Source organism: Faecalibacillus intestinalis, from assembly GCF_015097455.1.
GTDB classification, from domain to species: domain Bacteria; phylum Bacillota_I; class Bacilli_A; order Erysipelotrichales; family Coprobacillaceae; genus Faecalibacillus; species Faecalibacillus intestinalis.
In genome coordinates, this window is the sequence record NZ_AP024085.1 from 1,229,462 (window position 1) to 1,252,171 (window position 22,710).

Below are 22,710 nucleotides of genomic sequence, written 5' to 3' on the forward strand. Positions count from 1 at the left end.
GATTTTTCTTTTTGTTGGCTACAAATTGGCTACATCTGCCATTTGGCTACTATCTGGGACTGCTGTTCCGTTGATAAGGTTTTCAAGCTGTTGTGCGACTTCGGCTTGTTTGTTTGGATACAGATGACTGTAAGTATTTAAGGTTGTCTGTATTTTTTCATGCCCTAAACGGTCAGCAATCAGAAGTGGCTGGCATCCCATCTCAATCAAAAGGCTGGCGTGGGAGTGACGGAGATCATGCACACGAATCTTCTTTACACCGGATTTTTTACATCCTCTGAGCATTTCATGGTTCAGGAAATGTTTGGTGTAAGGGAAAAGTCTGTCGTTAGGCTGAATCTCATAACACTTATCCATATAGGTTTTTAAACAATCAGCAAGTGTCTGAGGTATCGTGATAACCCGGTTACTTTTTGGCGTTTTAGGAGGCCAGACAACATCCCTGCCATTGATTCTTTGGAAGGTTTTGTTGATGGTGATGGTATTATTTTCTAAGTTCACATCTTCCGGCGTTAAAGCACACAGTTCGCCTACACGCATTCCAGTATAGTACATGGTCATGAAGGCTGTATAAGAAGCTGGCTTATCCTGTACGGCTGTAATAAACTGTTCAAATTCCGCTTTTGTCCAGAACTGCATTTCTTCTGCATTGCTTTTTCCCATGCTCCCAGCCTTTGTGCATGGATTTTCCCGCAAATCATAATATTTCACTGCATAATTGAACATAGCGGTAATCTGATTATTGATTGCTCTAAGGTAGGTCTGAGCATAAGGCTTTCCGTTCTTATCACGATATGCAGTCAATCCGTTCTGCCATTTACGGATATCCTTTGGTGTAATCTCATTGATCGGGATTTTCCCAAACACCGGAAGGATTTTTTTATCTACCATATAACGCTTGCTGATGATGGTGGATTCTTTCAGACGGTGTCCCATATCCTCAAAATACAAATCTACAAAATCCCGAAACAGCATACCCATATCTGCATTGGCTTTATTGAGAAAGTCCCTTTCCCATTCCAGAGCTTCTTTTTTTGTGGTAAAACCACGTTTTTTCTTGTGGATAGTCTTTCCTGTGTAGTCTTTGACACGCACCTGTGACATCCATTTTCCTGTTGTATCTTTTGTTACTGACAATTACATCATTCCTTTCATAAGAGTTTTCAACTCGTCTTATGTAGGTCTACTTGCCAGAAAAAAGAGCATTCTTTCTTTTTAACCGTTCCTCAGTATCGAGATTTTCCGGTTCTTCCATCTCTACACCCTGTGAAGCGTAGTAGGCAAGAGTTTTATCTTTCCACTCTTCATAGGCATCTTTAGCCATGCAATACTGCTGAAAAGATTCCCTGTTGTTTTCCCATTCCTCAAGGAACAGGCACATATCTGCATTCTGATCAGCGGATTTGTCTTTCCCATCAAAAGTAATGGAACATTGCCAGCCGTCATGATGTGGCGGTCTTTTTGTTTCTATGGAAAAGTGCAGTCCACTGATTTTTTCCAGTTGAAACAAACATTCCATAACATCAGAGAGACAGTCAAATTTGAAATCCCCTGTCTGATGTCCGAGAAGATAGGTAGAAGTCGTATCAAGCACTTTAGCCAATTCATTGACCATTGCGATTGATACTTCAATTTCCCCGCTTTCATATTTCTGGATGGTACGGAGAGATTTTCCAAGAAGGTTTGCTAAATCTTTCTGGTTATATCCTCTTTTTTTTCGGAGTGTTTTAATCCGTTCTCCTATTGTTGAAACTTCCATTTTGTTCATTTTTTATTCACCTCATGGATAATATAACATGAAATAAAACGAATTGCAAGTGCGTAATATTAAAAATATATATTGACAAATGTGAAGAATAAACGTATGATGTAAATACGAATTAAAAGTGCATATAAAAAACGTATTGAATAATAAATATGAAATAGAGGCGTATTGCAATAGCACTTTCGATAAATAGAAAAAAGAAAAGGAGGAGATTGTATGCAGATTAATGTATCTTATATTACCGCAAATGACATTATGGAGATTCTCGGGGTTGGGAGAAGCAAAGCCTATGAAATTGTGCGGGTAATGAATGAAGAACTGGAAAATGCCGGATATAACATCATCAAGGGGAAAGTTCCGGTCAGGTATTTCCAGAAAAAATATTATGGCTGTGAGATGAAAATGGAATGAATATCTTTCAGACAGTAAAAGAAAACGTAACTGCAAGGCAGGCAGCCGAACAGTACGGGTTGAAAGTCAATAAAAACGGGATGGTCTGTTGCCCCTTTCATGATGACAGGCATCCCAGTATGAAAGTGGATAGAGGTTTTTGCTGTTTTGCTTGTGGTGCGAAAGGGGATGTGATCACATTTGTGGCAGATTTCTTTCATCTAGCACCATTGGAAGCAGCAAAGAAACTGGCAGAAGATTTTCAGATACCTGTTTTTACAGATAACGCAAGAAAAAGGAATGCCAGTAAGAAAAAAGAAAAACCGAAAAGAACATTCTACCAGACGGAAAAGAAATTTGAAGAATGGGAACGGGAAAGTATCCGTATTTTATCGGATTATCTTCATCTGCTGGAAGAATGGAAAATAAGATACGCACCAAAAACACCAGAGGAAGAATGGAAAGCAGAATTTATAGAAGCCTGCCAGCAGACAGAAAAGATAAATTACTATCTGGATTTACTGGTGTTTGGAGAGTTACAGGACAGAATTGAATTTTTACTGGATAGTGGGAAGGATGTGAAAAGAATTGAGAAACGAATGGAAGAATATAGACGAAACAACAAGGAATAGACTGGAAGAAGCATTGGATCAGAGAGAAATGAACTTTAAAGGGTACTCTCAGGAATGGTTTGAGGATGGGCAGATTGATGAGGTGGCATTTTGTGAAAATTTCCTGCAAAGAATGCCATTGAAATGTATCAACGGTATCTTTTTCAGCTATGACGGAATGCTGCCGGACAGCGAGGTAGAAAAAGAAATTTACAGAATGGTAAAACCAGTTCTTACGAAAGGAATTTCCAAGAAAGTAAAACAGCTTTTGGAGGTTCTGAAACTGGAAGCCTATTCAGAGGAACTTCCGGTGCAAATGGATCGTATCCATGTGAATAACGGAACTTATTTTCTAAATGGAGATTTTACAGAAAAGAAGGAGTTCTGTCTGAACCGCTTGCCTGTAAATTATGAAATGAAAGAAGCAAAGCCGGAACGGTGGTTACAATTTCTTTCAGAACTGTTGGAGGAAGATGATATTCCTACCTTGCAGGAATATATGGGATATTGTTTAATTCCATCCAACAAGGCACAGAAGTTATTGATTATCTTAGGAAAAGGAGGGGAGGGGAAATCCCGTATAGGTTTGGTTATGAGAAAAATTCTCGGAACGAATATGAATGTAAGTAATATTCAGAAAGTAGAACATAATCGTTTCGCAAGGGCGGATTTGGAATACCGACTTTTGATGGTGGATGATGATATGAAACTGGAAGCATTGAAAGACACCAACTACATTAAAACCATAGTCACGCTGGAGGATAAGATGGATTTGGAAAGGAAGTCAAAGCAGAGCGTACAGGGGAATTTATATGTCAGATTTCTCTGCTTTGGAAACGGGAGTCTGAGTGCTTTGCATGATCGTTCCTATGGATTTTACCGCAGACAGATTATCCTTACGGTCAAAGATGTGCCACCGGACAGAGTAGATGATCCCTATCTGATCGAGAAATTGCAAAGAGAAGCAGACGATATTTTTCTCTGGTGTCTGGAGGGATTGAAACGATTACTGAAAAATAAATACCGATTTACCATCAGTGAACGTGCAAAGAAAAATCTGCACGAAGCTATGGAATCTGGAAATAATATTATCGCTTTTATGCAGTCATCTGGGTATATCCGTTTGGAAGAAAATACAACGGCAACTTCTAAAAATTTATATCAGGCATACGGCCGCTGGTGTGAAGACAATACGGAAAAACCTATGAGTGCAAAAAGTTTTTCGGGGTACTTAAAAGAAAATGAAAAGAAGTATCACATTCATTATTCTACCAATATTCCCTCAGACAATGGGAAAAATGCCAGAGGATTTCAGGGAATCCATACGCAGATACGCATAGACAGTTACCGTTGATACGGATGAAAAACCGATAAAAAAGAATTTTCCAAAGAAGCGTATATGCGTATATCTTCAGGAAAATCAAGGGGTTACAGGTTTCTGAAAAGTGTGGAAGATACGTTTATACGCTTATACGTGTAATTTTTAAATTTATTTTATTTTTTAGCAGAAGGGAGTGTTGCAGATGTTAAAGCAGCCGGAAAGAGAAAGCAGAAATGTGAATGATTTGTTTTATGAGATGGAGGGCAGACAGATACAGAAAATGAACAAGGTACTGGAAGGCGTGGAACTGACTAAAGCAGAGGAAAGAACCATGATATGGCTTGCTGGATGGGAAGAAAGTACTGTGGATCATTTGCTATCAGTCATAGAAAAAACAGCCCGGATACGGGCAGAAAAAAAGGGCGGATACGCCCATAAATCTAAGCGTGAGTCCGAGAAGTAATCGGATTATGTTAAACAAAGACAAGCCCTCGGCGATTGAGAGCGAAATACACTCATCGCACAAACCTATGGTTTGTACTCTGTGTATTTCGCTCTGCGAGGCTTATGCCGGATACGGCAATCAGTTCGTAAACAGGTGCCTATGCACCTACTCACAACAAAGTCGGCGGGAGCCGAGGAAGGAGGATGCTTATAGGCAGACATTCATTTATCAGACAAAGCAAGCTGTCCGATGTGGAAGGAAGGATTGATTATATCTCCAATCCGAAACGGCAGGAATATCTCTATGCGACCTATCAGACAGAAGGAGTAACACCGGAGTTTTGGAAAAATCTTGCAAGAGAAAATCAGTTGGATTTTAAGGCGAGTGGATCGGCAGGGAAATGTATTGAAGGGCGTGAGTTTATCATTGCACTTCCTGAAAGTTTTGTTCAGTACAGGGCAGATGATGTGGTAAGGCTTTTTACGGAGAGTTTTCATAAAAGGTATGGTGTGGAGTGTAGTGCAGCCCTTCATCACAACAAGGCAAAGACGAATTATCATATCCATCTGGTATTCAGTGAACGGAAAATGTTGGAACAGCCTGAAGTAAAGATTGCTACCCGAAATATGTTTTATGATGAGCAGGGAAAGCATAGACGCACAAAGAAAGAGGTTTTAGACGAGCAGGGTAATCTTCGGGTGGGATGCAGTATTATCCCCAAAGGGGAAGTCTATGAAAGCCATATTTTCACGAAAAAGGATGAATGGTTTAAGAACAAAGCATTTACCAAAGAAGTCAAGGAACTGTTTACTGATACGATCAACCGATATGTAAAAGAAGAATCTGAAAAACTATCCGTATTTCAACAGGGCGGCGTATATTTAGCAACGAAGAAAATTGGAAAGAACAATCCGAAAGCAGAGGAGATAAAGGCAGACAATGCGGCAAGGCAGGAATGGAATCGGACAGTTGATGTGGCATTAGTTGAAGGTGTTCCTGAAGAAGATATTTTGAAGATCAAGCAGGAAAAAATCACAGATAAAACGCTGCAATCTATAAGGGCATACGGTTGGTTGCCGGATATGTTCCGTCAGATTATCCGAGGTGCGAAAGACTTTTTACAGGAAGTAATTTTCAAATTTAAGCTACCGCCTAAACCTGTACCCAAGATTGACTTGCAGGAGTGGAAAGATATGCAGAAGCTCATGTATGAATTGCAGAGACAGTCAATAGAGATAAAACGCACACAGCAGGATATTTCTTCTTTGAAAAAGCAACTGTCAGAGTTACGAGGACTATTTAAAGGCAAAGAGAGAAAATCTCTGGAAGGGAAAATTGAATTGTTAGAGGATTTGGAAAAGCGTCTGCACAGGAGTATGGAGCAGATCGTAAAACGTGAAGGGTATCCAAATGTGCAATCCTTTCAGAAGGTTTATAACAAGGCAGAAGAACTGATTATAGAATACAATGAAGAACTGCGGGCATGGAAAAATCAGACGGACCAGAAGAAAGAAAATCCGTTAGAACAGCCGAAAAAAGCAAGCGTACTGGAAAAACTGCACCGCTATCAGCATGAAGGCAGACAGCAACCAAAACGGTCAGTTAAGAAAAAATCTATGGATAGAGGAAGATAAAGTATAATAAATTGTTTTGGAAAAAATATGAAAAAACAATAAAAAATACGAAAAAGATATTGAATTTTTAAACAAGAGTGCTATACTGCTTGATATGAAGAAAGGAGGAAAGCCAAATGCGTATTAATGACTTTAAAGCAACAGATGACAAAGACAAAAAAGAACTGGAAAAAAAGCTGAATTCTTTTAAACTTGAAAAAGTTCTGAGCCTTTGGTATTTTGTCCGTTCATCAGGTAAGGCTACGATTGTTGGAAGTAAATCATAAATAACCGTAGAAGAAATGCCTCTAAATTCTCTAAAAAGGAGTTTAGAGGTATTTCCACTTTAATAAGTATTTTGATACTGTTTGGCGAAAAATATGAAGCTTACAAATTTTTCTCTTTCAATAAAAGGAAAGTGCCTGTTAGAAAATGTAAATGTAGATTTTAAATCAAAAACAATCAATCATATTTTAGGAAAAAATGGGACTGGAAAAACATGTTTAGCAAAAGCACTTGTTGGAGCAATGAAGTTTGATGGAGATATAGAAGGTGTTAATAAGAAGGTTTGTGTTATAGGAAGTTATACTAATTTGCCATCAGATTTAAAAGTTAAAGACATTATAGATGTGACTAAACGTAAATTTAATGTTACAGTTGCCCAAAAATTGATTGAACAGTTGAATATACAAGAAATTTCATTTGATAATAAGATGAAAAATTTAAGTGATGGGCAAAAACAGAAAATTAAATTACTATTTTTCTTAGCGACACAGCCAGAAATTGTAGTATTAGACGAATTTACAAATGCTTTGGATAAAAAAAGTTGCTTTGATATATATAGCTTTTTGAATGAATACATCAAAACGAGTAATACAACTATTATCAACATTACTCATAATTTGACAGATATAGAATATCTTGAAGGTGCATATTATTTGATAGAAAATAAAAATATTTTGTCAAATATGACTAAAGAGAAAGTTGTAAATGCTTATATTAAGGGGTGATGGTTAGAATGAAGCTAGAAATGAAAAGGGCTGTAAGAAACAAATTTTATGTAATTTTTACATTGATTAACTTATTAAATGTTTTGCTAGGATACATTTTATTGGTTACTATAGACAAAGTTCAAAATGTGACTTTCCAAGATATGTTTGAAAGTGTATATACTGTTTATACGCAATTTGGAACATTGTTATTTTCGGCTTTTATAATAATGCAGTTTTATGTGGATTATAAAGAAAAAAATATATTTTTTTATAAAACTTTAGGTTTTTCAGAGTTAAGATACTATTTGACAAAGGTTGGCATGATTTTATTAGCAACAATAATTGGCAGTGCTTTTTCTTCAATTTTGGTTTGTGTACCATATGCAAAATTAGGAATGTTGCCAGTGGTATTCCTAAAAATAGAAGGGGTAATGATTTATTATACCCTTATCATATCGACAATAGGATTTATATTTAGCAATTTTTTGGTTGCATTTTTTTCAAGTTTCTTTTTGTGGATCGCAGGAATAGTAGTTTCAGCTGGTTCTCCTTTTATGGAGTATTTTGCATATTATGATGCATCAACAACGGACTATCATCATCTAATATCTTATTTGGATGGGAAAATTGAAATAACAAGTTTGTTACACTACATTGCTGGAAATTATGTATATGATTTGATAGTATTTTTAATTTGTGTTATGGCTGTTTTATGTTTACGTAGGAGGTGGGCAAAGAATGGAATTTAGTCATTTAGCTATATTGTTAACAGAGAATTGTAATGCACATTGTAAAATGTGCTGTGATAGTCGTGGAATAGTGAGAGGAAAGACTTTAACAGAAAGAGAATTGGATAAAATTCTTAATGATGTTAAAGAATGTAAACAGATAACTGATATTGGTATAACTGGTGGTGAACCTATGTTATATCCTGCGTTAATAGATAGAATTATGGAATTTCCTTTCGACAGAAATGTAAAAATTTCGATTAAAACTAATGGTTTTTGGGGAAAAAATATAGAAGATGTTGAAAAATTCATAGAAAAATATAAGACAAAACTTTCGTATATATCGTTGAGTTATGATGAATTTCATATGCCCTTTATTGATATACAGTGCTTGAAAAATATTATTATGGTAGCAAAATCGTATAATATTTCAACGGATGTAGTTGGATGTTTTTTAAAAGATTCGATGACACCGGGAGATATATTAAATCAATTGGGAGAAAGTGCATATTATACAAAGTTTTGTTATCAGCCAGTAATTGCAACTGGATCAGGAAAGTTGTTTGAAGAAAATAGTTATATAAAATTACTTGACTCAGATAATGATGTTTTAAGATGTGTAGGATGTATTGAACCTAATATATTAATCAATCCTAGATTGGAAGTTTATCCATGTTGTTCGCAGGTTATTGAAAATACTATTTTACAAATGGGTAACTTGAATGAAAACAGTTTAAAAGAAATAATTACAGACATCAAAAGTAATTATGTTTTAAATACGGTATTTACAGAAGGATTTACACCATTTATAAAATTGCTTGAAGATAACAAAATTGATTATCCGCATAAATTAGCTAGTCCTTGTGAGTTTTGTGAATTTTTGTTTAAGGACGATTGGTTTTTACAGTTATTAGCCTCTGTTAATTATTATGAAAATATTAGAAAATGAAGATAATAGTATTATAGTTGGAAAATCTGCTGATGATTATATTCTAAAATATCAAAATGACTTTTATAAAATGAAAAAAAAGGATTTTATTCAGATATGTGATGAAGAAAAATTGATTTTTCGAGAAGAAATTAAAGAAAATCCAATATACGCAATAATTATGGTGGGTATCATTTCTTTGACAATAGTAATGTATTTCTTCCATGAAAAGTATGTTATTATTGATTCTAATTTTATAATTGCAAACATAATTTTATTTGCGAATATATTTATACATGAACTAGGGCATGTTTTGTTTCTTAAATTATTTTATAAAAGTGGAAAAATAAAAATAGGTTTTAAAATCTATTTTATTTATCCAGCATTTTATGTGGATACATCAGATAGTTATTTACTGCCTAAATATAAAAGGATAGCAGTATATCTAGCAGGGAATTTTATGAATTGTATTTATGTATTGATTTGTTTTATTTTTTTCCCTTCTTTAAATAAGTATAATTATGCCATTATTTCTACAATACTGATTAATTTTTTGCCTATAATAAAAAGTGATGGATATTATGCTATTACTAGTTTATTTAATAGATATAATGTTGCAAAATCAAAGAAGAAGGATTTTATAGAAGATACTGTTAGAGGAATTTTGATGTTTTTATTTTTGTTTTTACTATCAAAATTAAATGTTTCTTTATAAAAATCTAAGATAAGGAGTACTGTTATTAAACATTAAATAAAAATGAGGTGAATAAAAACAGTGGCTACATTTTGGCTACAAAAACATTACGAACGAATCGGATTGTGCGGATAATCAATCACAAAACACATATAAAACGAACTAATAATACACTTTATAAGCGTTTGTACGAATGTAAAAGACGAGTTTGAATAATTGAAGTGAGATAGTTGGGGTTGTTATTGAAACAATCCCACTATTTTATATTCACTAAAAAGAAAAAATTCTATGAGTATTACAATTACACAAATCGCAAAACTTGCAGGTGTTTCTAGAGGAACCGTTGATCGTGTTATTCATCAACGAGGACGCGTTGCTCCCGAAGTAGAAAAGAGAATACGTGATATTATGGATGAAAATGATTATCATCCAAATATGTTAGGAAGAGCTTTAGCTGTTTCTAAAACACCACTTACAATAGGAATGATTATGATTGAAAAAGGAAATCCATTTTTTCAATTGATTCATTCAGGAATGAAAGAAGCAATCTCTCAATTTAGAGATTATCCAATTTTAGTTTATTTTAGACATATTAATGGTGTAGGCGAAGAAGAATATTTAAATGTACTTGATGAATTAGAAAATAACGTAAATGCTTTAATTATAGCGGGGTTACAAACAAAACGTATTGTAGAAAAAGTAAATCAAATTGCAAAAAAATTTCTGTTATGACTTTAAATATTGATTTAGAAGATTCTTATAGAATAGGTTTTATTGGAATTGATGATTATAAAGCAGGAACTTGTCTTGCAGGACTTGCGCATAATCTAACAAGGTCAGGAGAAAATATTTTAATTCTTTCTGGTTCAAAAACAATTCATTCACAATCACAAAGAGTCAATGGATTTCTTGATACAATGAAACAATATCCAGAAATTCTATTAATTAATGTAATTTATACAGAAGATAAACTTGAAATATCAAATAAACTTTTAAAAGAAATGCTTTCAAAGAAATACTATAAGACAATTGTCATGGTAGATTCATGGCTTGCAAATGCGGGAGAAGTTATAGCACAAACAGGTTATGATGATATCAATATTTTTGGATTTGACTTAATGCCACAAAATAAGGAAGCATTAAAACAGGGGAAAGTTACTTATATCATTGATCAAAGTGCTTATATGCAAAGTTATGAATGTGTACATAAAGTATGCGAACATTTGATTTATGGAACAGAACTTCCAAAAGGAAAAAACTATCTTCCTATTCATATTTATAATAAATATAATCTAGACTGATTCTTTAGGTTTTACAAAAGATGAAATTGGATTTTTATTTTTAAGAATTATTTGGACTTTTGACTTTATTAATTAGTAATTTTATTTTAAAAGTTTATAATGAGAAACATCATATTAAGTAAGTAATCTGAAAAAGATTGCTTATTTTTTTAATATCAACAAAAATCTATTTTTTGAACACAGTAGTTGTTTATGAGAAATTTTTTTGCAGTTATTGAAAATAATTATAGTTATTTTTAATAATATGTTATATATATTACTATATTGTGAATTTAATCTGTCTGTTATAGAGTATCATGTTATTAATGAAAAAATGAATTTTTTATATAAATCATAAAAAATTATTTACATTATGCATGGTCTATAAATACAATTATTAAATAACGCAATATTAATGATGAAAAGAATATCATAAAATTCGTGGGGGGGGGGGAGAGAATAGATGGTATTATTGGTACAAGAAATGAAAGATTTACAAAGAAAATTCCATTTAAAACTGTTAAGTGAACAAAAAGGATTGGATAATGAAATAAAAGGTATTAAAATCATAGAAGTTGAAAATATGGAAAAGTACATAGAAGGAGGAGAAATACTTCTTACAAGTTTTTTCATATATGAAAGTTGTACAATTTCTCAGTATGAAACACATATACAAAATTTGATAGATAAAGGTGTATCTGGATTTATTATAAAAAATAGTGGAAACATAAAAAATTTTAATATCAAACTAGATATACTTAAAAGATTATGTATTGAAAATGAGGTTGCCCTGTTTGAATTACTTCGACAAAATTATTATTGGGATATTATTAGATATATATTAGATAATGTTTTTGATCAAGAAATGGCATTATTAAAGTATCACAAAGTTACAAATGATAACCTTAAAGAATATATTTTCCACAAGGAGGCAACACCTAAAAATATTATAGAGCTTCTTTATACAATAATTGATAATCCAATTTCAATGTATTATGAAAATTTGAGTTGTCTTGCTACAACATATGAAGAAAAAAGTAGTTTTGATTTATTAGATAACATTAAAGAATATAGTCCAGAGATAAGATTGAGGTATAATTATTTAAAACAAGATGCTGGAAAATATAATCAATATATTATACCTATTACTTTTATAGGAAATATACCTATTAAAATTGTGATTGATGAAAAAAATAGAAAGTTAACAAATTTTGATTTTGTTGCGATTGAAAATGCGATTGATGCATTAAGGTATTCATTCACATTTGACTTTGCAAAAAACGAAATCCATAAAAAGTATCATCGAGATATTTTCTTTAATTTAGTAAATAGTCAGTTAAATTATGATGATACTACTGAAGCAGCCAATATGTTAAATCTTAAAGAGGATGCTTATTATCGAATTGTATCATTTCATTCTATTCCAGAAGATCAAAAGGAAAAGTATTCTTTGGAACAATTAGATGAAGTTGACATTATTGCTAATGAAATATCAATGTTTTATCCTAAAGAGCACATCTATAAAAATGTATCTCAAATTGTTATGTTACAAAAAATGGATTCTGATAAAGAGGATGATGCTAGTATAAGATGTTTAAATGAACTGATAGATATTGTAAAAAAAAGTATCAGCAAAAGAGATCAAAACACAAATTTTAATGTTGGTGTAGGAGAAATCGTTAAAGGATATAGAAATTTAAAAAACTCATATAAACAATCAAGAATAGCAATGAAATTTATGAAAATAGCTAGAAGGATTACTGGAGATATAAATAAATCAATTGTTTATTATTCAAAATTAGGAATATTCCAATCCTTTATTGAATTGGATGACATAAATAAATTAAAAAAATATGTACCATACACAATTACTAAACTCGATAATTATGATAGAAAACATAATACAGAGTTATTACATACTTTAAATTCATACATAAGAAATAATTTAAGTGTCAAAAAGACGTCTCTAGATTTAATGATTCAATATCGATCAGCTTCTTATCGCATTAAAAAGATAAAAGAGATTACAAATATTAATTTTGATGACAACATAGAATTACTTTCAATAAGAAATGGATTAATAATTTTTGATATTATTAAGGTTTATTAGATTATTACGTAAAAGACGGTTATTACTATTAAAAACTGTCTTTTTTTATTGAAATGCTATTTTAATATACACTTTTTTTACAAAAAAAGTATTATTGATTTTCCTATTTGTTGCATTATAAAAATCATTATTAAAATTTAAAATAAAATTATAGATAAATTAATACTATTCTTATTGATCATATAAAACACATTTAAAATAGTTTTGCTTAGTTTGCGTAATAGGATGTAATCAAATAATAATGCTATGATATATTACGTATAATTTTCCTAGATAATATGTTGGACAGCTCATTAAGACTATATTTAACTTATTGAAAAATTAAAAGAAAGATGGAAGAATTAAAAATTAACTTAATTCTAGGTAAAAACTATGCAAATTACTAATACAACAGATTATGCGCTTCGTATCATTGATTATTTATCTGAAAAAGGAAATTTAGCTACAGAAGCAGAATTAGCTGATAATTTAAAGATGCCAATTAGAAATATTTCAAAAATAATGAATATTTTAAAAAATAACAATCTAATTAATTCTGAAATGGGATTTAATGGTGGCTATTCTCTTGCTAAGAATCCTGAAAGGATAAGTTATTTTGATGTTATCTCTGCAACTGAGTCTTCTATGAACTTGAATAAATGTTTAGAAAGAAATGGCGTTTGTTCAAGAAATTGTATAGAGACGTGCAATGTAAGGAAAGTATTATTAAAAGTTCAAGAAGATATTAATCAAAATCTTAAAAACATTACTTTTGAAAATTCATTTAATCAATCTGAAATCATTGAAAAAAGATATTTATTATTAAAAGTTGACCTAAACAGTTTAGATATGAATATTATTAGTATCAAATCTAAATTTAGTGATTTGTTTAATAACTATATGACATATGATGAGTTTTTATATAAATTTATCAATCATTGTGTTTCTAAAGAAGACAGAGATAGAGTAAAATCTTTTCTAATTGATTTTAAGAATAGTGAAAAATATTATCAAGATTCAAAAGTAAAATATCGCTCAGAGGATGGAAAAACATGGATGGATTTAGACAAGCGTATAGATGATACGCAAATGGTATTGATGTTTAAATCATATGAGTACATTTATGGAAATCAAGACAAGACGAATATTTCTTATTTACAACAAGACATGATGATTGTCAATGAATTTTGGGATATGGTATCTTTATTAGAAACTGTGTTAGCTCATAATAAATTAGAAGATCATGAAAGCCTTCATAATATTTCTTTCTTTACAGAACAAATATATAAGGAATTACAATTAAATTTTCCAGAATATGGCATATTGGATAATGAAATTGAAAATATTTCTAAACTAGCAACTATTCATGATATAGGGAAAATATCTACGCCTTATGAGGTACTTAATAAAAAAGGAAAACTGACAAAAGAAGAAATGGATATAGTAAAAAAACATCCTGAAGATGGAGCTAATATGGCATTAAAACTACCGAAATGTAATTCAACAAAAAAACTAGTTCATTATGCTTATAATATATGTTTGTATCATCATGAGAGATATGATGGTCATGGCTATCCTAAAGGTCTTAAAAGTGATGACATTCCTCTTGAAGCTCAAGTTGTTGGACTTGCGGATGCCTATGATGCATTAATCAGTGAAAGACCATATAAAAGAAAAATTAATCATGGTGAGGCTGTGAGAATGATTGTTAATGGTGAGTGTGGAAGTTTTTCACCAAAAGTTATTCTTTCGTTTATTATTGCTTCTATGAATAAAACGTGGATTGAAAAAGTAAGTAAATAATTTAAATATTAAAGAGTAATCTAATTTTGTAAATTATGATTGCTTTTTTTATTACATTGCTTTTTACACATAGTTTACAAAAAATGTATGAATTCTTTTCCTATTCTGTGCATTATAGAAAGATTGTGAATATATTAGAATAATATTCAGAAATAATTATTATTTAAGATAAATTTTGCAATTTTATAAAAAGTCGATATAAGAGGTAGCGTATAACTAAATCATCAATCACTTTATTGTAGAAAAACGAAGATATCTAAAATTTTAAAAGTTTCCTAGTTTCATGGAAGTAAGGTGATTTGTTTGTTAAACAAAATTAAAAAAATAATTTGTATAGACATAATGGTTTGGGTATGTGTTATCTCTTTGTTTTTACAAACTGTTGTTGTCTATGCGTTAAATTCATCTGATGATTCAATTTCAAAGGAAACTATTGTTGAAAATAACACAAGCTCACAATCAGATGATTCAATAGATATCAGTGATATTTATGAAAATAATGTAATAAAAATTTATAATACAAAACAGCTTCAAGCAATTGGCTCAAATTCAATTGTTACATCTACAGATAATGATGAAAGTAATTACGGTACTGGTCAACAAATTTCAGTAAATGATGAATATATAACATATTCTCTTTCTTCCAAGTATCAACTTATGAAAGATATTTCATTAAATGGAAATGACATATGGACTTTACCAAGCGACTTTACAGGCACATTTAATCATGGAACTGTAGATGAAAATTCAACATTGTATGATTCATCAACAGATACAATCTATATTTATAATGATTATCAATTAAAAATTATTCAATCGGATAATTCTGAAAATGAACCTGTCATGTCTCAAGATATGTTACCAGAGTGTGTTGGGATGGGACAACCTGTTTATTCAGATAATAGTTCTAATTATCTAACTTATAGCAAATCACATAACTATGTGTTATCGAAAAACTTTACAGGTGAGATGCCAGAAACTAAAGCAAATCAAATATCAAACATAAGTACTGAAAATTGTGAAGGACGAGATTTTAATGGTCAAGTTGTTAAAACGATTGGTGACAAAACTTATATTCTTATTGGTAATGAAGAACAGTTAAGAAAAATAGGATCTGGTGTAACTGTTTATGGTGCTGTTTATCAAGTTTATTTACATGCTGCCAAATGGTATGTAGATGAAGATGAAAATGGTAATCCGATAATGCTATACGGTGGAGATGCTGATTTAAAAAAATCTCAAAATGGTAATGAAGATTTTGGATTTGGAGAAAAGAATATACATGATAAGGATAAAAAACAAAGTAAATATAGTTTGTATCCATATATATGGGGAAGATGCGGAGTCAATCAATCTACTGGTGAAATTGATCCAACATTGGATATAGATAAAGCTACCAATCAAAAATATTCAACAAATGCTAATTATATTATCTTTAGAAATATTGATTTATCCAATGAAAATTGGACACCGTTGATGTTCCAAGGAACAATGATTGGTGCAAAAGCCGATGGTAAATCAACGTTATGGAATAATGATACTAGCGTTATCGATTATAGCAAAGCAACTGATTTAAATATAGGAGACAAACCAGTTATTTCTAATGTGAATGTTAGTCAAACATCTGAATTGGATGTTGGAGAACAAATGGGAGTTGGTTTCTTTGCCACATTATCAAATGAAGCAAGTGACAGTGATTTAGGATTGAGCAAAGGAACTGTAACAGTAAAAAACCTTAAATTCAATAAAATAAATGTTGATAATGAAACAACAAAAACAAAATTTGATCAAACGTTAATAAGTGGATTAACTTCAACTTTAGGATTAACATTAGGAGCACTATTAGATGGATTAACATGGTTACTTACTTTTGGAACTGTTGATGCTGGATTAAGAGACACACTCAGCAGTATATTAAATGCTCGTAAGGATGACCCAACAGCTTTAGCTACGGGATGTTTTGCAGGTCGTGTAGTGGGGGATGTAGCAATATCTGACTGTGAACTGGATGATGTGAAAGTAACAAATGTCAATAGTAATACAGGTGGATTTATTGGATACATATCTGGAAAGACGGAATATGATGGTTATCAAAAGGATTAGGTGGAACGGCTACTCTATTGGCAAAAATTTTAAATGTGATTCCTGGTCTTGGCTTAGGTGATTTGATTACCATTCTTTTAGGAAACGCTATTCCAGTAGATAAATTGATTCCTACAAAGTATATCAATGCTTATGTTGAAAATTGTTCAATCAATAATTTAACAGGAAATATAGGAACAAATAATGATAAGATTGAAAATTCTGGTGGATTTATCGGTCAACAAAAAGGAACTGTCGTAAAAGATTGCCAAATTACAAACAGCAACTTCAATGTCAAAGCTAATAATTATAGTGGCGGATTTGTAGGATTAGCTAGAGATGATGTCATAGAAGGTACTTTATCGGGTGCTTTAGATATAGAAACTCAATTGCCTAAAATATTGCCTAAAATGAATTCTGAAAGTTTGTTTTTAAATTGTTCAGTATCTGCGAGTGATTTGACAATTTCGGGCAATGGATATCAAGGTGGTTTTGCTGGAGCAATGGCCAACACGTCGGCTATAAATTGTAATGTTAATGTTAGTGATAAATTAACGGTATCTTCCGGTGGAGATAATTCTGGTGGCTTTGCTGGAATCGCAACAATTGGATGGGCTGCTGATTTAGGAAAAGGTGATACGAAAGATAACTTATTAGGTGGGGTTGTTGACTTAGTTGTGAAACTTTTAAGCAGTAATCAAAATGCAACATCATCATTACTTTCTCTTGCTGGTGTGAGTCCTTCTCATATATTAGGATGTCAAATAAATGCTCCATGCAGTGTTGAAGGAAAAAATTACACAGGTGGATTGATAGGCAGAGGTGATGGTGTTTATCTTACAAAATCTAATACCGATAATTTAAGTAAGGTTTCATATTTTAAAAATAATATCTTTTCAATGGATGGAATCGAAGAAAAAAATATCATTATTAATGGTTTGAAATCCGTGGATGGTGAAAATTGTGTTGGTGGTATTTCTGGCTCAGTGGGAACAGCAAGTGTAGCAGGACTTTTAAATACAACTTTAGGTGTTGCAGAATATTTAGGATTTAATGCTAATTCTATTTCACTTACTGGTTCTACAGAAGGTATAACTATTGGTGGTAAAGGAAAAAGAGTTGGTGGTGCTTTTGGTGAAGCAATCGGTGGTTCTATTAGTTCGGTTACAGTAACAAATTTAAATAATATTTCAGGAGAAAATATTGTAGGTGGATTTATAGGCGTATCTGGTCCAGGTGATCTTGCAGGAACTGATAATGGTTTGACAGTAAATCTTTTAGGATTAAATTATATTTTAAAATTAAGCAATCTTCTTTCTTTAGGACAAGCAGTTGAAGTCAATATAGATTCTTCGTCTGTAAGTGGGATTAATTCTGGATTTACTGTAGAAGCTACGGGATCAAGAGAAGATAATTCAACAACTGATTATGTAGCAGCTGGATTTGTTGCTAAAAGTAATAGTACAAAAATAAATGATGCAAAAGTTAATAATTTGAAAACAGTAACTTCTACAGATGATGGAGGTTACTCTGGCGGATTTATTGGTATTTCAAAAACAGGTGGTTTAGCTGAAGTTGGAGATGAAACAGAAATAAAAAAATTGATTTCGGCTAATGGATTATTAAATGCTGTAGGATATTTAATTCCGTCATATCAACAATGTTATGTAAGTTATGTAGATAATGGTGGTGTACGAGGAGATATTGCAGGAGGATTTGTTGGAGATTTCCAAAGTGGTATTGTAGAAAATGATGAAAATAATGCTTATGCAATACAAAATATTTCGTATGTTAAAGGAAAAACTTATGCAGGGGGCTTTGGTGGAAAGGTTTATTCTGGAGCTTTAGCAGATTCAACAAAAGGAATAAGTATTTTAGGCGGTTTAGCAGATTTGAATATTCAAATCTCTGATTTATTGAGTTTAATACAGGTTTATATTCCTATTATTAAAAATGCTGGTGTTCAATCTAATGGATTGGTCGTTAGCTGTGATACATATAAGTCAACGGATTTAAATTCAGGTAGTGCTGGCGGATATATAGGTTATGGTAGTGCTGTAAGAGTTTCTAATAGTAGTGTAACTAAGTTAAAACATACAACAGTAAAAACACCTAATGCAAATATTAATGATACAGACAGTTCTTCTTATTTTGGAGAGTCTTCAAGTTATGCCATTTCAGCACCTAAAAATGCTGGAGGCTATGTAGGAAAATTAGATATAGGTTCTACGGCATCTGTTGGTGGTGGATTGAAGGCATTGGGAACAAATATAAATTTGGCAAATATTTTATCTGCGTTAGATGTAACAGCTTCTAAAATTGAAAATTCAGATGTAACTGGTGCGGTTGGTGGTTTTTCTGTTAAAGCAAATGGTTTGGCTGAAAATAAAACAATTGGTAATGCAGGTGGCTTTGTTGGAACTGATTATGGTTCACAAATTCAAAATAGTAATGTCAATAATTTCTCTTACATCATAGGTCAAGAAACTGCTGGTGGTTATGCAGGAAATATTCAACCAGGAAGTGTTGCAGATGTATTAGGTAAAACGGAAATCTTAAAAGGATTAATTTCAGTAGATAGTTTAACAAGTGTGTTGCAATCATTTATTCCTATGATTTATAACTCTCAAACTACTTGTATTCCTTGTGGTGGAGCAGTTCGTGCAGATGCCATAAGTAATGAATCATTAAAAGGATGTGCAGGTGGTTATGTAGGATATAACCTTGGTGGGCGTATTGAAGGTAATTCTACAAGAAAATGGAATGGTGAAATACCTACAGTTCAAAAAGAATGTGCAGTCTATAGATTAAGAGCTGTTTATGGATATGAATATGCTGGAGGATTTAGTGGCAGAACGGATTGTGCCAATACAGTTGATACGGGAAATATCAGTGTTCTTTATGGACTCATTAATTTAGATAATCCATTATCAGCTTTGAGTGCTGTTTATCCAACTGAAACGAATACAGCAACTTATGGACCACTTCGAGGTTTAACAACTGAAGTATGGAATTCTTGGGTAAAAGCAGTAGGAGTCAATGGTGCTTATGGTAAAAAATTCCAAGAACTTGGAGAAGTTGATAATCAAGACGAGTTAGATAAAATTATTGATCAATATGCCTATGGCTATGAAGTAAAAGCTGGAAGGACAAATGCTGGTTCAAACGATTATCAAGGCGGCATTGCTGGTGGTTATGTTGGTCAAATGAATGGAGGAGAAGTAACTTTTGCTAATGCTAGAGATTTAAAAGATGTTACAGCTTTAAAAAGCAGTGGTGGTTTTGCTGGTGAAATGATTTCATCAGGAGTTGCTAATGTTGGAGATATAAACTTAGGTAATAAATTAAATGTGGTAGGCTCACTTCCAATATTGCAAAGTTTCATTCCTGTGGTAAAAACTTCGTCTGTTATAGGTTATCAATCAGGAGCAACAATATCTACTACTGGAACTGATTTTGATAATGATGAAGGAAACAGTGGTGGATTTGTTGGAAAAGTTGTTGGTGGAACAATACAGGGAACACAAGATCAGTATTGTTTGGCTGATCAATTAAAAGTAATCAATGGAAGTCAAAATGTCGGTGGCTTTGCTGGTAATATTCAACCAGGAAGTGCTGTGACTTTGAATACTTCATCCAATACAGGATTATTATCAAAACTACTTAAGTATTTATTAGGCAATGCAGGAAATCTTGCCAAAGTATTGAATGCGACTCTTTCAATAGTTGATTATGCCAAGGTGGATGCATGGAATGATTATGGATTAAGTGTTAACGGTTCATATACATTAGAAAATGATGAAAATACAAAATATGCAAATCAAGCAGGTGGTTTTGTAGGTACTGCAGGAGGAGCAATTTTTGGTGATAAAGATGCAAATTCAGTAAGAGTTGAGGCAAATAATATTAGAAATGTTGTTGGTGGAAGACATGCTGGTGGGTTCTTTGGATTGGCGGATGTTTCTTCTGTTGCTCAAGTTGGAAATGATGATTCTGATCAAATTCTAAATTTGATTAAATTAGGAAATATTGATGTATTAGATGCCTTTAGAACTTATGTTTATCAAGCAAAAGTAACTGGATCAAATGATAATGGACTTTCAGTATGTGCAAATGATGAAAGTCAGGAAGGAACATTGGACAGTAAAGTACAGACAGGAAATGCAGGTGGATTTGGTGGAAGCTTGCTAGATGGTTCAATAAAAAATTCGAGTGTTACTGGATTAAATAAAGTCAAAGCTAAAAACTATGCCGGTGGTTTTGTTGGTCACATGGGAAAGAGTGGTGTGGTTGATCTAGATGAAGCTGGTGTTGGTACAGGAAAATTATTAAATGCCACAGCTGGTGTCTTAGATATTTTTGGTTCTCATAGTGACAACTGTTCAGTTATTGGTATTCCAGTTGGATTTACTATTTCAAGTGAAAGTGGTAAGGAACCTATTTCTGGTGGTTTTGTTGGTTATGCTGATTTAGGAAGAATGAGCAATTGCAATGTAGAAAACATAAAGAAAGTGGCTAGTGATCAAATAGCAGGAGGCTTTGTTGGTAAAACAAGTTTTGAATATTTAGCTGATATTGACTTAGGTTCTAGCTATTTATTGGATCCGATACTTTCAATCGTCAATAAACTTCTAGATATTCTATATGTGGGAGATTTAGAAAATGTTGGCCTTATAGATATCAATTTAGGTTCACTATTAAAATTACAAGTTTTAGCTAAAGGAAATGCTTTATCAGTTACTTTGTTAGGATTAACTATTTCAGTAGCACTTGATAAAGATAGAGGAGATGGAACAAGTGACCTGGCAAAAATAACAATTGGTGATTCTTATATAGAAATCCCATGTTCAAATATTGATGGAAATCATATTGCTGACAGTGAGAAAGAAAATATTAAAGTAGGACTTATCAAATCAAACAGAACAAAAGTAGATGGATGCTCGATAACAGGTATTCATGATGGATATGATGTTTTTGGTGGAAAAGCAAATGATTCACATGATGGAAGTGAAGAAAATGGTCAAGCAGGTGGATTTATTGGTTATAACAATGAAGGATTGATTGAAAACAATGAAATGTATTTAGCTGATACGATTAGAGGAACAAGTAATCAAATAGGACCTTTTTCTGGAACAACGTCTTTAAATTCTAGTTATGACTTTAATACAAAGAAGAATATTGAAGGTAAAGATAATACGTACAGGATTTATAGAACAAGGAGTGATTCCTTGATTGATATTATAAAAAATTCATCTTTGTATAGTAAAAAGGATTCAGATTTTGATAATTGGAATGTCTTCAAAATAAGCCATTATGATAAGGTACAAAAATATGATGACTTAAAAGATGCCAAATTAGCAAATGAAACAGAAAGTGAAACCGTTGATTTAAATGCCTATGTCTCTCCAGCAAAAGCTGTATTGATGGATGATACAGAAGTATCTGATAACGAAGATGGTACGACACCTGTCCCTTCAGATACACAAGATCCTTGCAATGAAAAAGTAAACATTACTATCAATAAGCTATGGAAAGATTTAAGTGATAAACAAAAAGAACGTCCAGATACGATTACAGTGACGTTAACAAGAACATATATGAAAGGAAGTGATGAAATATCAGAGAAAGTAGGGGATTATACTTTATCAACTAATGATGTAACTGATTCTAAAAATACTTGGCAAACAATTATTAAAGGATTAGATGCCTATACAACATTAGAAGATGGAAGTAAAGCTTATTATACTTATTCAGTTACAGAGTCTGAAGTAGAAAATTATATAACATCTATTGAAGAATCTGATGATGGATATACGTTTACGATAACAAATAAAGATATGCCTCTTTTACCAGATTTAGGTGGAAAAGGAACAATGTTATTTGTTTTAGTAGGTATAGTAGGTGTATTAGCAGTTTTGTTATCGTACAAAAAAAGTAAAAAAGCGAACAATATTAAAGAATAGAGGAAT

At 32.0% G+C, this 22,710-nt stretch carries 18 protein-coding genes; 16 read left to right on the forward strand and 2 right to left on the reverse strand.

Translation table 11 applies throughout. From position 1 onward, the window contains the following. Nucleotides 1–18: 18 nt before the first annotated feature. Together Fi14EGH31_RS06595 and Fi14EGH31_RS06600 are read right to left on the reverse strand one after the other, a co-directional pair. A complete protein-coding gene (locus Fi14EGH31_RS06595) occupies nucleotides 19–1,137 on the reverse strand; it encodes a site-specific integrase (protein ID WP_287486239.1) in 1,119 nt (372 codons plus the stop codon). A 46-nt stretch (nucleotides 1,138–1,183) separates the two neighbouring features. Next, nucleotides 1,184–1,768, reverse strand: a complete 585-nt coding sequence (locus tag Fi14EGH31_RS06600; RefSeq protein ID WP_144136859.1) for a helix-turn-helix domain-containing protein — start codon at nucleotides 1,766–1,768, stop codon at nucleotides 1,184–1,186. 213 nt (nucleotides 1,769–1,981) lie between these two features. Between Fi14EGH31_RS06600 and Fi14EGH31_RS06605 the strand changes: the two genes are divergently transcribed. The 16 genes from Fi14EGH31_RS06605 (at nucleotide 1,982) to Fi14EGH31_RS06680 (ending at nucleotide 22,704) form a co-directional block, all read left to right on the forward strand. After that, nucleotides 1,982–2,176 carry a helix-turn-helix domain-containing protein gene (locus tag Fi14EGH31_RS06605; protein WP_016225774.1) on the forward strand — a complete coding sequence of 65 codons (195 nt, stop codon included), beginning with the start codon at nucleotides 1,982–1,984 and terminating at the stop codon, nucleotides 2,174–2,176. Then, nucleotides 2,173–2,787: a CHC2 zinc finger domain-containing protein gene (locus tag Fi14EGH31_RS06610; protein WP_144136858.1), complete on the forward strand. Its 615-nt coding sequence runs from the start codon at nucleotides 2,173–2,175 to the stop codon at nucleotides 2,785–2,787. The genes Fi14EGH31_RS06605 and Fi14EGH31_RS06610 overlap by 4 nt, the downstream gene beginning before the upstream one ends. Then, a complete protein-coding gene (locus Fi14EGH31_RS06615) occupies nucleotides 2,744–4,120 on the forward strand; it encodes a DNA primase family protein (RefSeq protein ID WP_197739423.1) in 1,377 nt (458 codons plus the stop codon). The genes Fi14EGH31_RS06610 and Fi14EGH31_RS06615 overlap by 44 nt, the downstream gene beginning before the upstream one ends. 169 nt (nucleotides 4,121–4,289) lie before the next feature. Next, on the forward strand, nucleotides 4,290–4,550 hold the full coding sequence (locus Fi14EGH31_RS06620; protein ID WP_144136857.1) for a hypothetical protein: 261 nt from the start codon (nucleotides 4,290–4,292) through the stop codon (nucleotides 4,548–4,550). Between the two features lie 185 nt (nucleotides 4,551–4,735). Next, nucleotides 4,736–6,166, forward strand: coding sequence for a MobA/MobL family protein (locus Fi14EGH31_RS06625; RefSeq protein ID WP_129923494.1), 1,431 nt, complete (start codon nucleotides 4,736–4,738; stop codon nucleotides 6,164–6,166). Between the two features lie 116 nt (nucleotides 6,167–6,282). Continuing rightward, complete coding sequence (locus Fi14EGH31_RS06630) at nucleotides 6,283–6,432, forward strand: YydF family exported signaling peptide (RefSeq protein ID WP_129923495.1); 150 nt, start codon at nucleotides 6,283–6,285, stop codon at nucleotides 6,430–6,432. 93 nt (nucleotides 6,433–6,525) lie between these two features. Further along, nucleotides 6,526–7,155, forward strand: coding sequence for an ATP-binding cassette domain-containing protein (locus tag Fi14EGH31_RS06635; protein ID WP_129923496.1), 630 nt, complete (start codon nucleotides 6,526–6,528; stop codon nucleotides 7,153–7,155). An 8-nt stretch (nucleotides 7,156–7,163) separates the two neighbouring features. Further along, on the forward strand, nucleotides 7,164–7,886 hold the full coding sequence (locus Fi14EGH31_RS06640; protein WP_131222952.1) for a hypothetical protein: 723 nt from the start codon (nucleotides 7,164–7,166) through the stop codon (nucleotides 7,884–7,886). Then, the gene (locus Fi14EGH31_RS06645; protein ID WP_129923498.1) at nucleotides 7,876–8,814 is read left to right on the forward strand and encodes a radical SAM protein; all 939 of its coding nucleotides are present in this window, start codon (nucleotides 7,876–7,878) and stop codon (nucleotides 8,812–8,814) included. The genes Fi14EGH31_RS06640 and Fi14EGH31_RS06645 overlap by 11 nt, the downstream gene beginning before the upstream one ends. After that, nucleotides 8,795–9,508: a metalloprotease family protein gene (locus Fi14EGH31_RS06650; RefSeq protein WP_129923499.1), complete on the forward strand. Its 714-nt coding sequence runs from the start codon at nucleotides 8,795–8,797 to the stop codon at nucleotides 9,506–9,508. The genes Fi14EGH31_RS06645 and Fi14EGH31_RS06650 overlap by 20 nt, the downstream gene beginning before the upstream one ends. Before the next feature lie 267 nt (nucleotides 9,509–9,775). After that, entirely contained in the window at nucleotides 9,776–10,219 is a 444-nt protein-coding gene (locus tag Fi14EGH31_RS06655) for a LacI family DNA-binding transcriptional regulator (RefSeq protein ID WP_022001896.1), read from the forward strand. After that, nucleotides 10,216–10,788 carry a sugar ABC transporter substrate-binding protein gene (locus Fi14EGH31_RS06660; protein ID WP_117480896.1) on the forward strand — a complete coding sequence of 191 codons (573 nt, stop codon included), beginning with the start codon at nucleotides 10,216–10,218 and terminating at the stop codon, nucleotides 10,786–10,788. The genes Fi14EGH31_RS06655 and Fi14EGH31_RS06660 overlap by 4 nt, the downstream gene beginning before the upstream one ends. A gap of 442 nt (nucleotides 10,789–11,230) precedes the next feature. Next, nucleotides 11,231–12,877 (forward strand): helix-turn-helix domain-containing protein, encoded by a 1,647-nt coding sequence (locus tag Fi14EGH31_RS06665; RefSeq protein WP_200765270.1) that lies wholly within the window; start codon nucleotides 11,231–11,233, stop codon nucleotides 12,875–12,877. Nucleotides 12,878–13,249: 372 nt separating this feature from the next. Further along, nucleotides 13,250–14,659 (forward strand): Rrf2 family transcriptional regulator, encoded by a 1,410-nt coding sequence (locus Fi14EGH31_RS06670; RefSeq protein ID WP_200765271.1) that lies wholly within the window; start codon nucleotides 13,250–13,252, stop codon nucleotides 14,657–14,659. Between the two features lie 303 nt (nucleotides 14,660–14,962). Beyond that, nucleotides 14,963–16,762, forward strand: coding sequence for a hypothetical protein (locus Fi14EGH31_RS06675; RefSeq protein ID WP_200765272.1), 1,800 nt, complete (start codon nucleotides 14,963–14,965; stop codon nucleotides 16,760–16,762). Between the two features lie 17 nt (nucleotides 16,763–16,779). After that, nucleotides 16,780–22,704 carry a Cna B-type domain-containing protein gene (locus Fi14EGH31_RS06680; protein WP_200765273.1) on the forward strand — a complete coding sequence of 1,975 codons (5,925 nt, stop codon included), beginning with the start codon at nucleotides 16,780–16,782 and terminating at the stop codon, nucleotides 22,702–22,704. The last annotated feature ends 6 nt before the right edge of the window (nucleotides 22,705–22,710 follow it).

Bases quoted from the DNA above. Each gene is read 5' to 3' on its own strand.
- Fi14EGH31_RS06655 (WP_022001896.1), top strand. From the start codon at position 9,776: ATGAGTATTACAATTACACAAATCGCAAAACTTGCAGGTGTTTCTAGA.
- Fi14EGH31_RS06600 (WP_144136859.1), bottom strand. From the start codon at position 1,768: ATGAACAAAATGGAAGTTTCAACAATAGGAGAACGGATTAAAACACTC.
- Fi14EGH31_RS06650 (WP_129923499.1), top strand. From the start codon at position 8,795: ATGAAAATATTAGAAAATGAAGATAATAGTATTATAGTTGGAAAATCT.
- Fi14EGH31_RS06660 (WP_117480896.1), top strand. From the start codon at position 10,216: ATGACTTTAAATATTGATTTAGAAGATTCTTATAGAATAGGTTTTATT.
- Fi14EGH31_RS06640 (WP_131222952.1), top strand. From the start codon at position 7,164: ATGAAGCTAGAAATGAAAAGGGCTGTAAGAAACAAATTTTATGTAATT.
- Fi14EGH31_RS06665 (WP_200765270.1), top strand. From the start codon at position 11,231: ATGGTATTATTGGTACAAGAAATGAAAGATTTACAAAGAAAATTCCAT.
- Fi14EGH31_RS06605 (WP_016225774.1), top strand. From the start codon at position 1,982: ATGCAGATTAATGTATCTTATATTACCGCAAATGACATTATGGAGATT.
- Fi14EGH31_RS06610 (WP_144136858.1), top strand. From the start codon at position 2,173: ATGAATATCTTTCAGACAGTAAAAGAAAACGTAACTGCAAGGCAGGCA.
- Fi14EGH31_RS06635 (WP_129923496.1), top strand. From the start codon at position 6,526: ATGAAGCTTACAAATTTTTCTCTTTCAATAAAAGGAAAGTGCCTGTTA.
- Fi14EGH31_RS06630 (WP_129923495.1), top strand. From the start codon at position 6,283: ATGCGTATTAATGACTTTAAAGCAACAGATGACAAAGACAAAAAAGAA.
- Fi14EGH31_RS06625 (WP_129923494.1), top strand. From the start codon at position 4,736: ATGCTTATAGGCAGACATTCATTTATCAGACAAAGCAAGCTGTCCGAT.
- Fi14EGH31_RS06645 (WP_129923498.1), top strand. From the start codon at position 7,876: ATGGAATTTAGTCATTTAGCTATATTGTTAACAGAGAATTGTAATGCA.
- Fi14EGH31_RS06620 (WP_144136857.1), top strand. From the start codon at position 4,290: ATGTTAAAGCAGCCGGAAAGAGAAAGCAGAAATGTGAATGATTTGTTT.
- Fi14EGH31_RS06670 (WP_200765271.1), top strand. From the start codon at position 13,250: ATGCAAATTACTAATACAACAGATTATGCGCTTCGTATCATTGATTAT.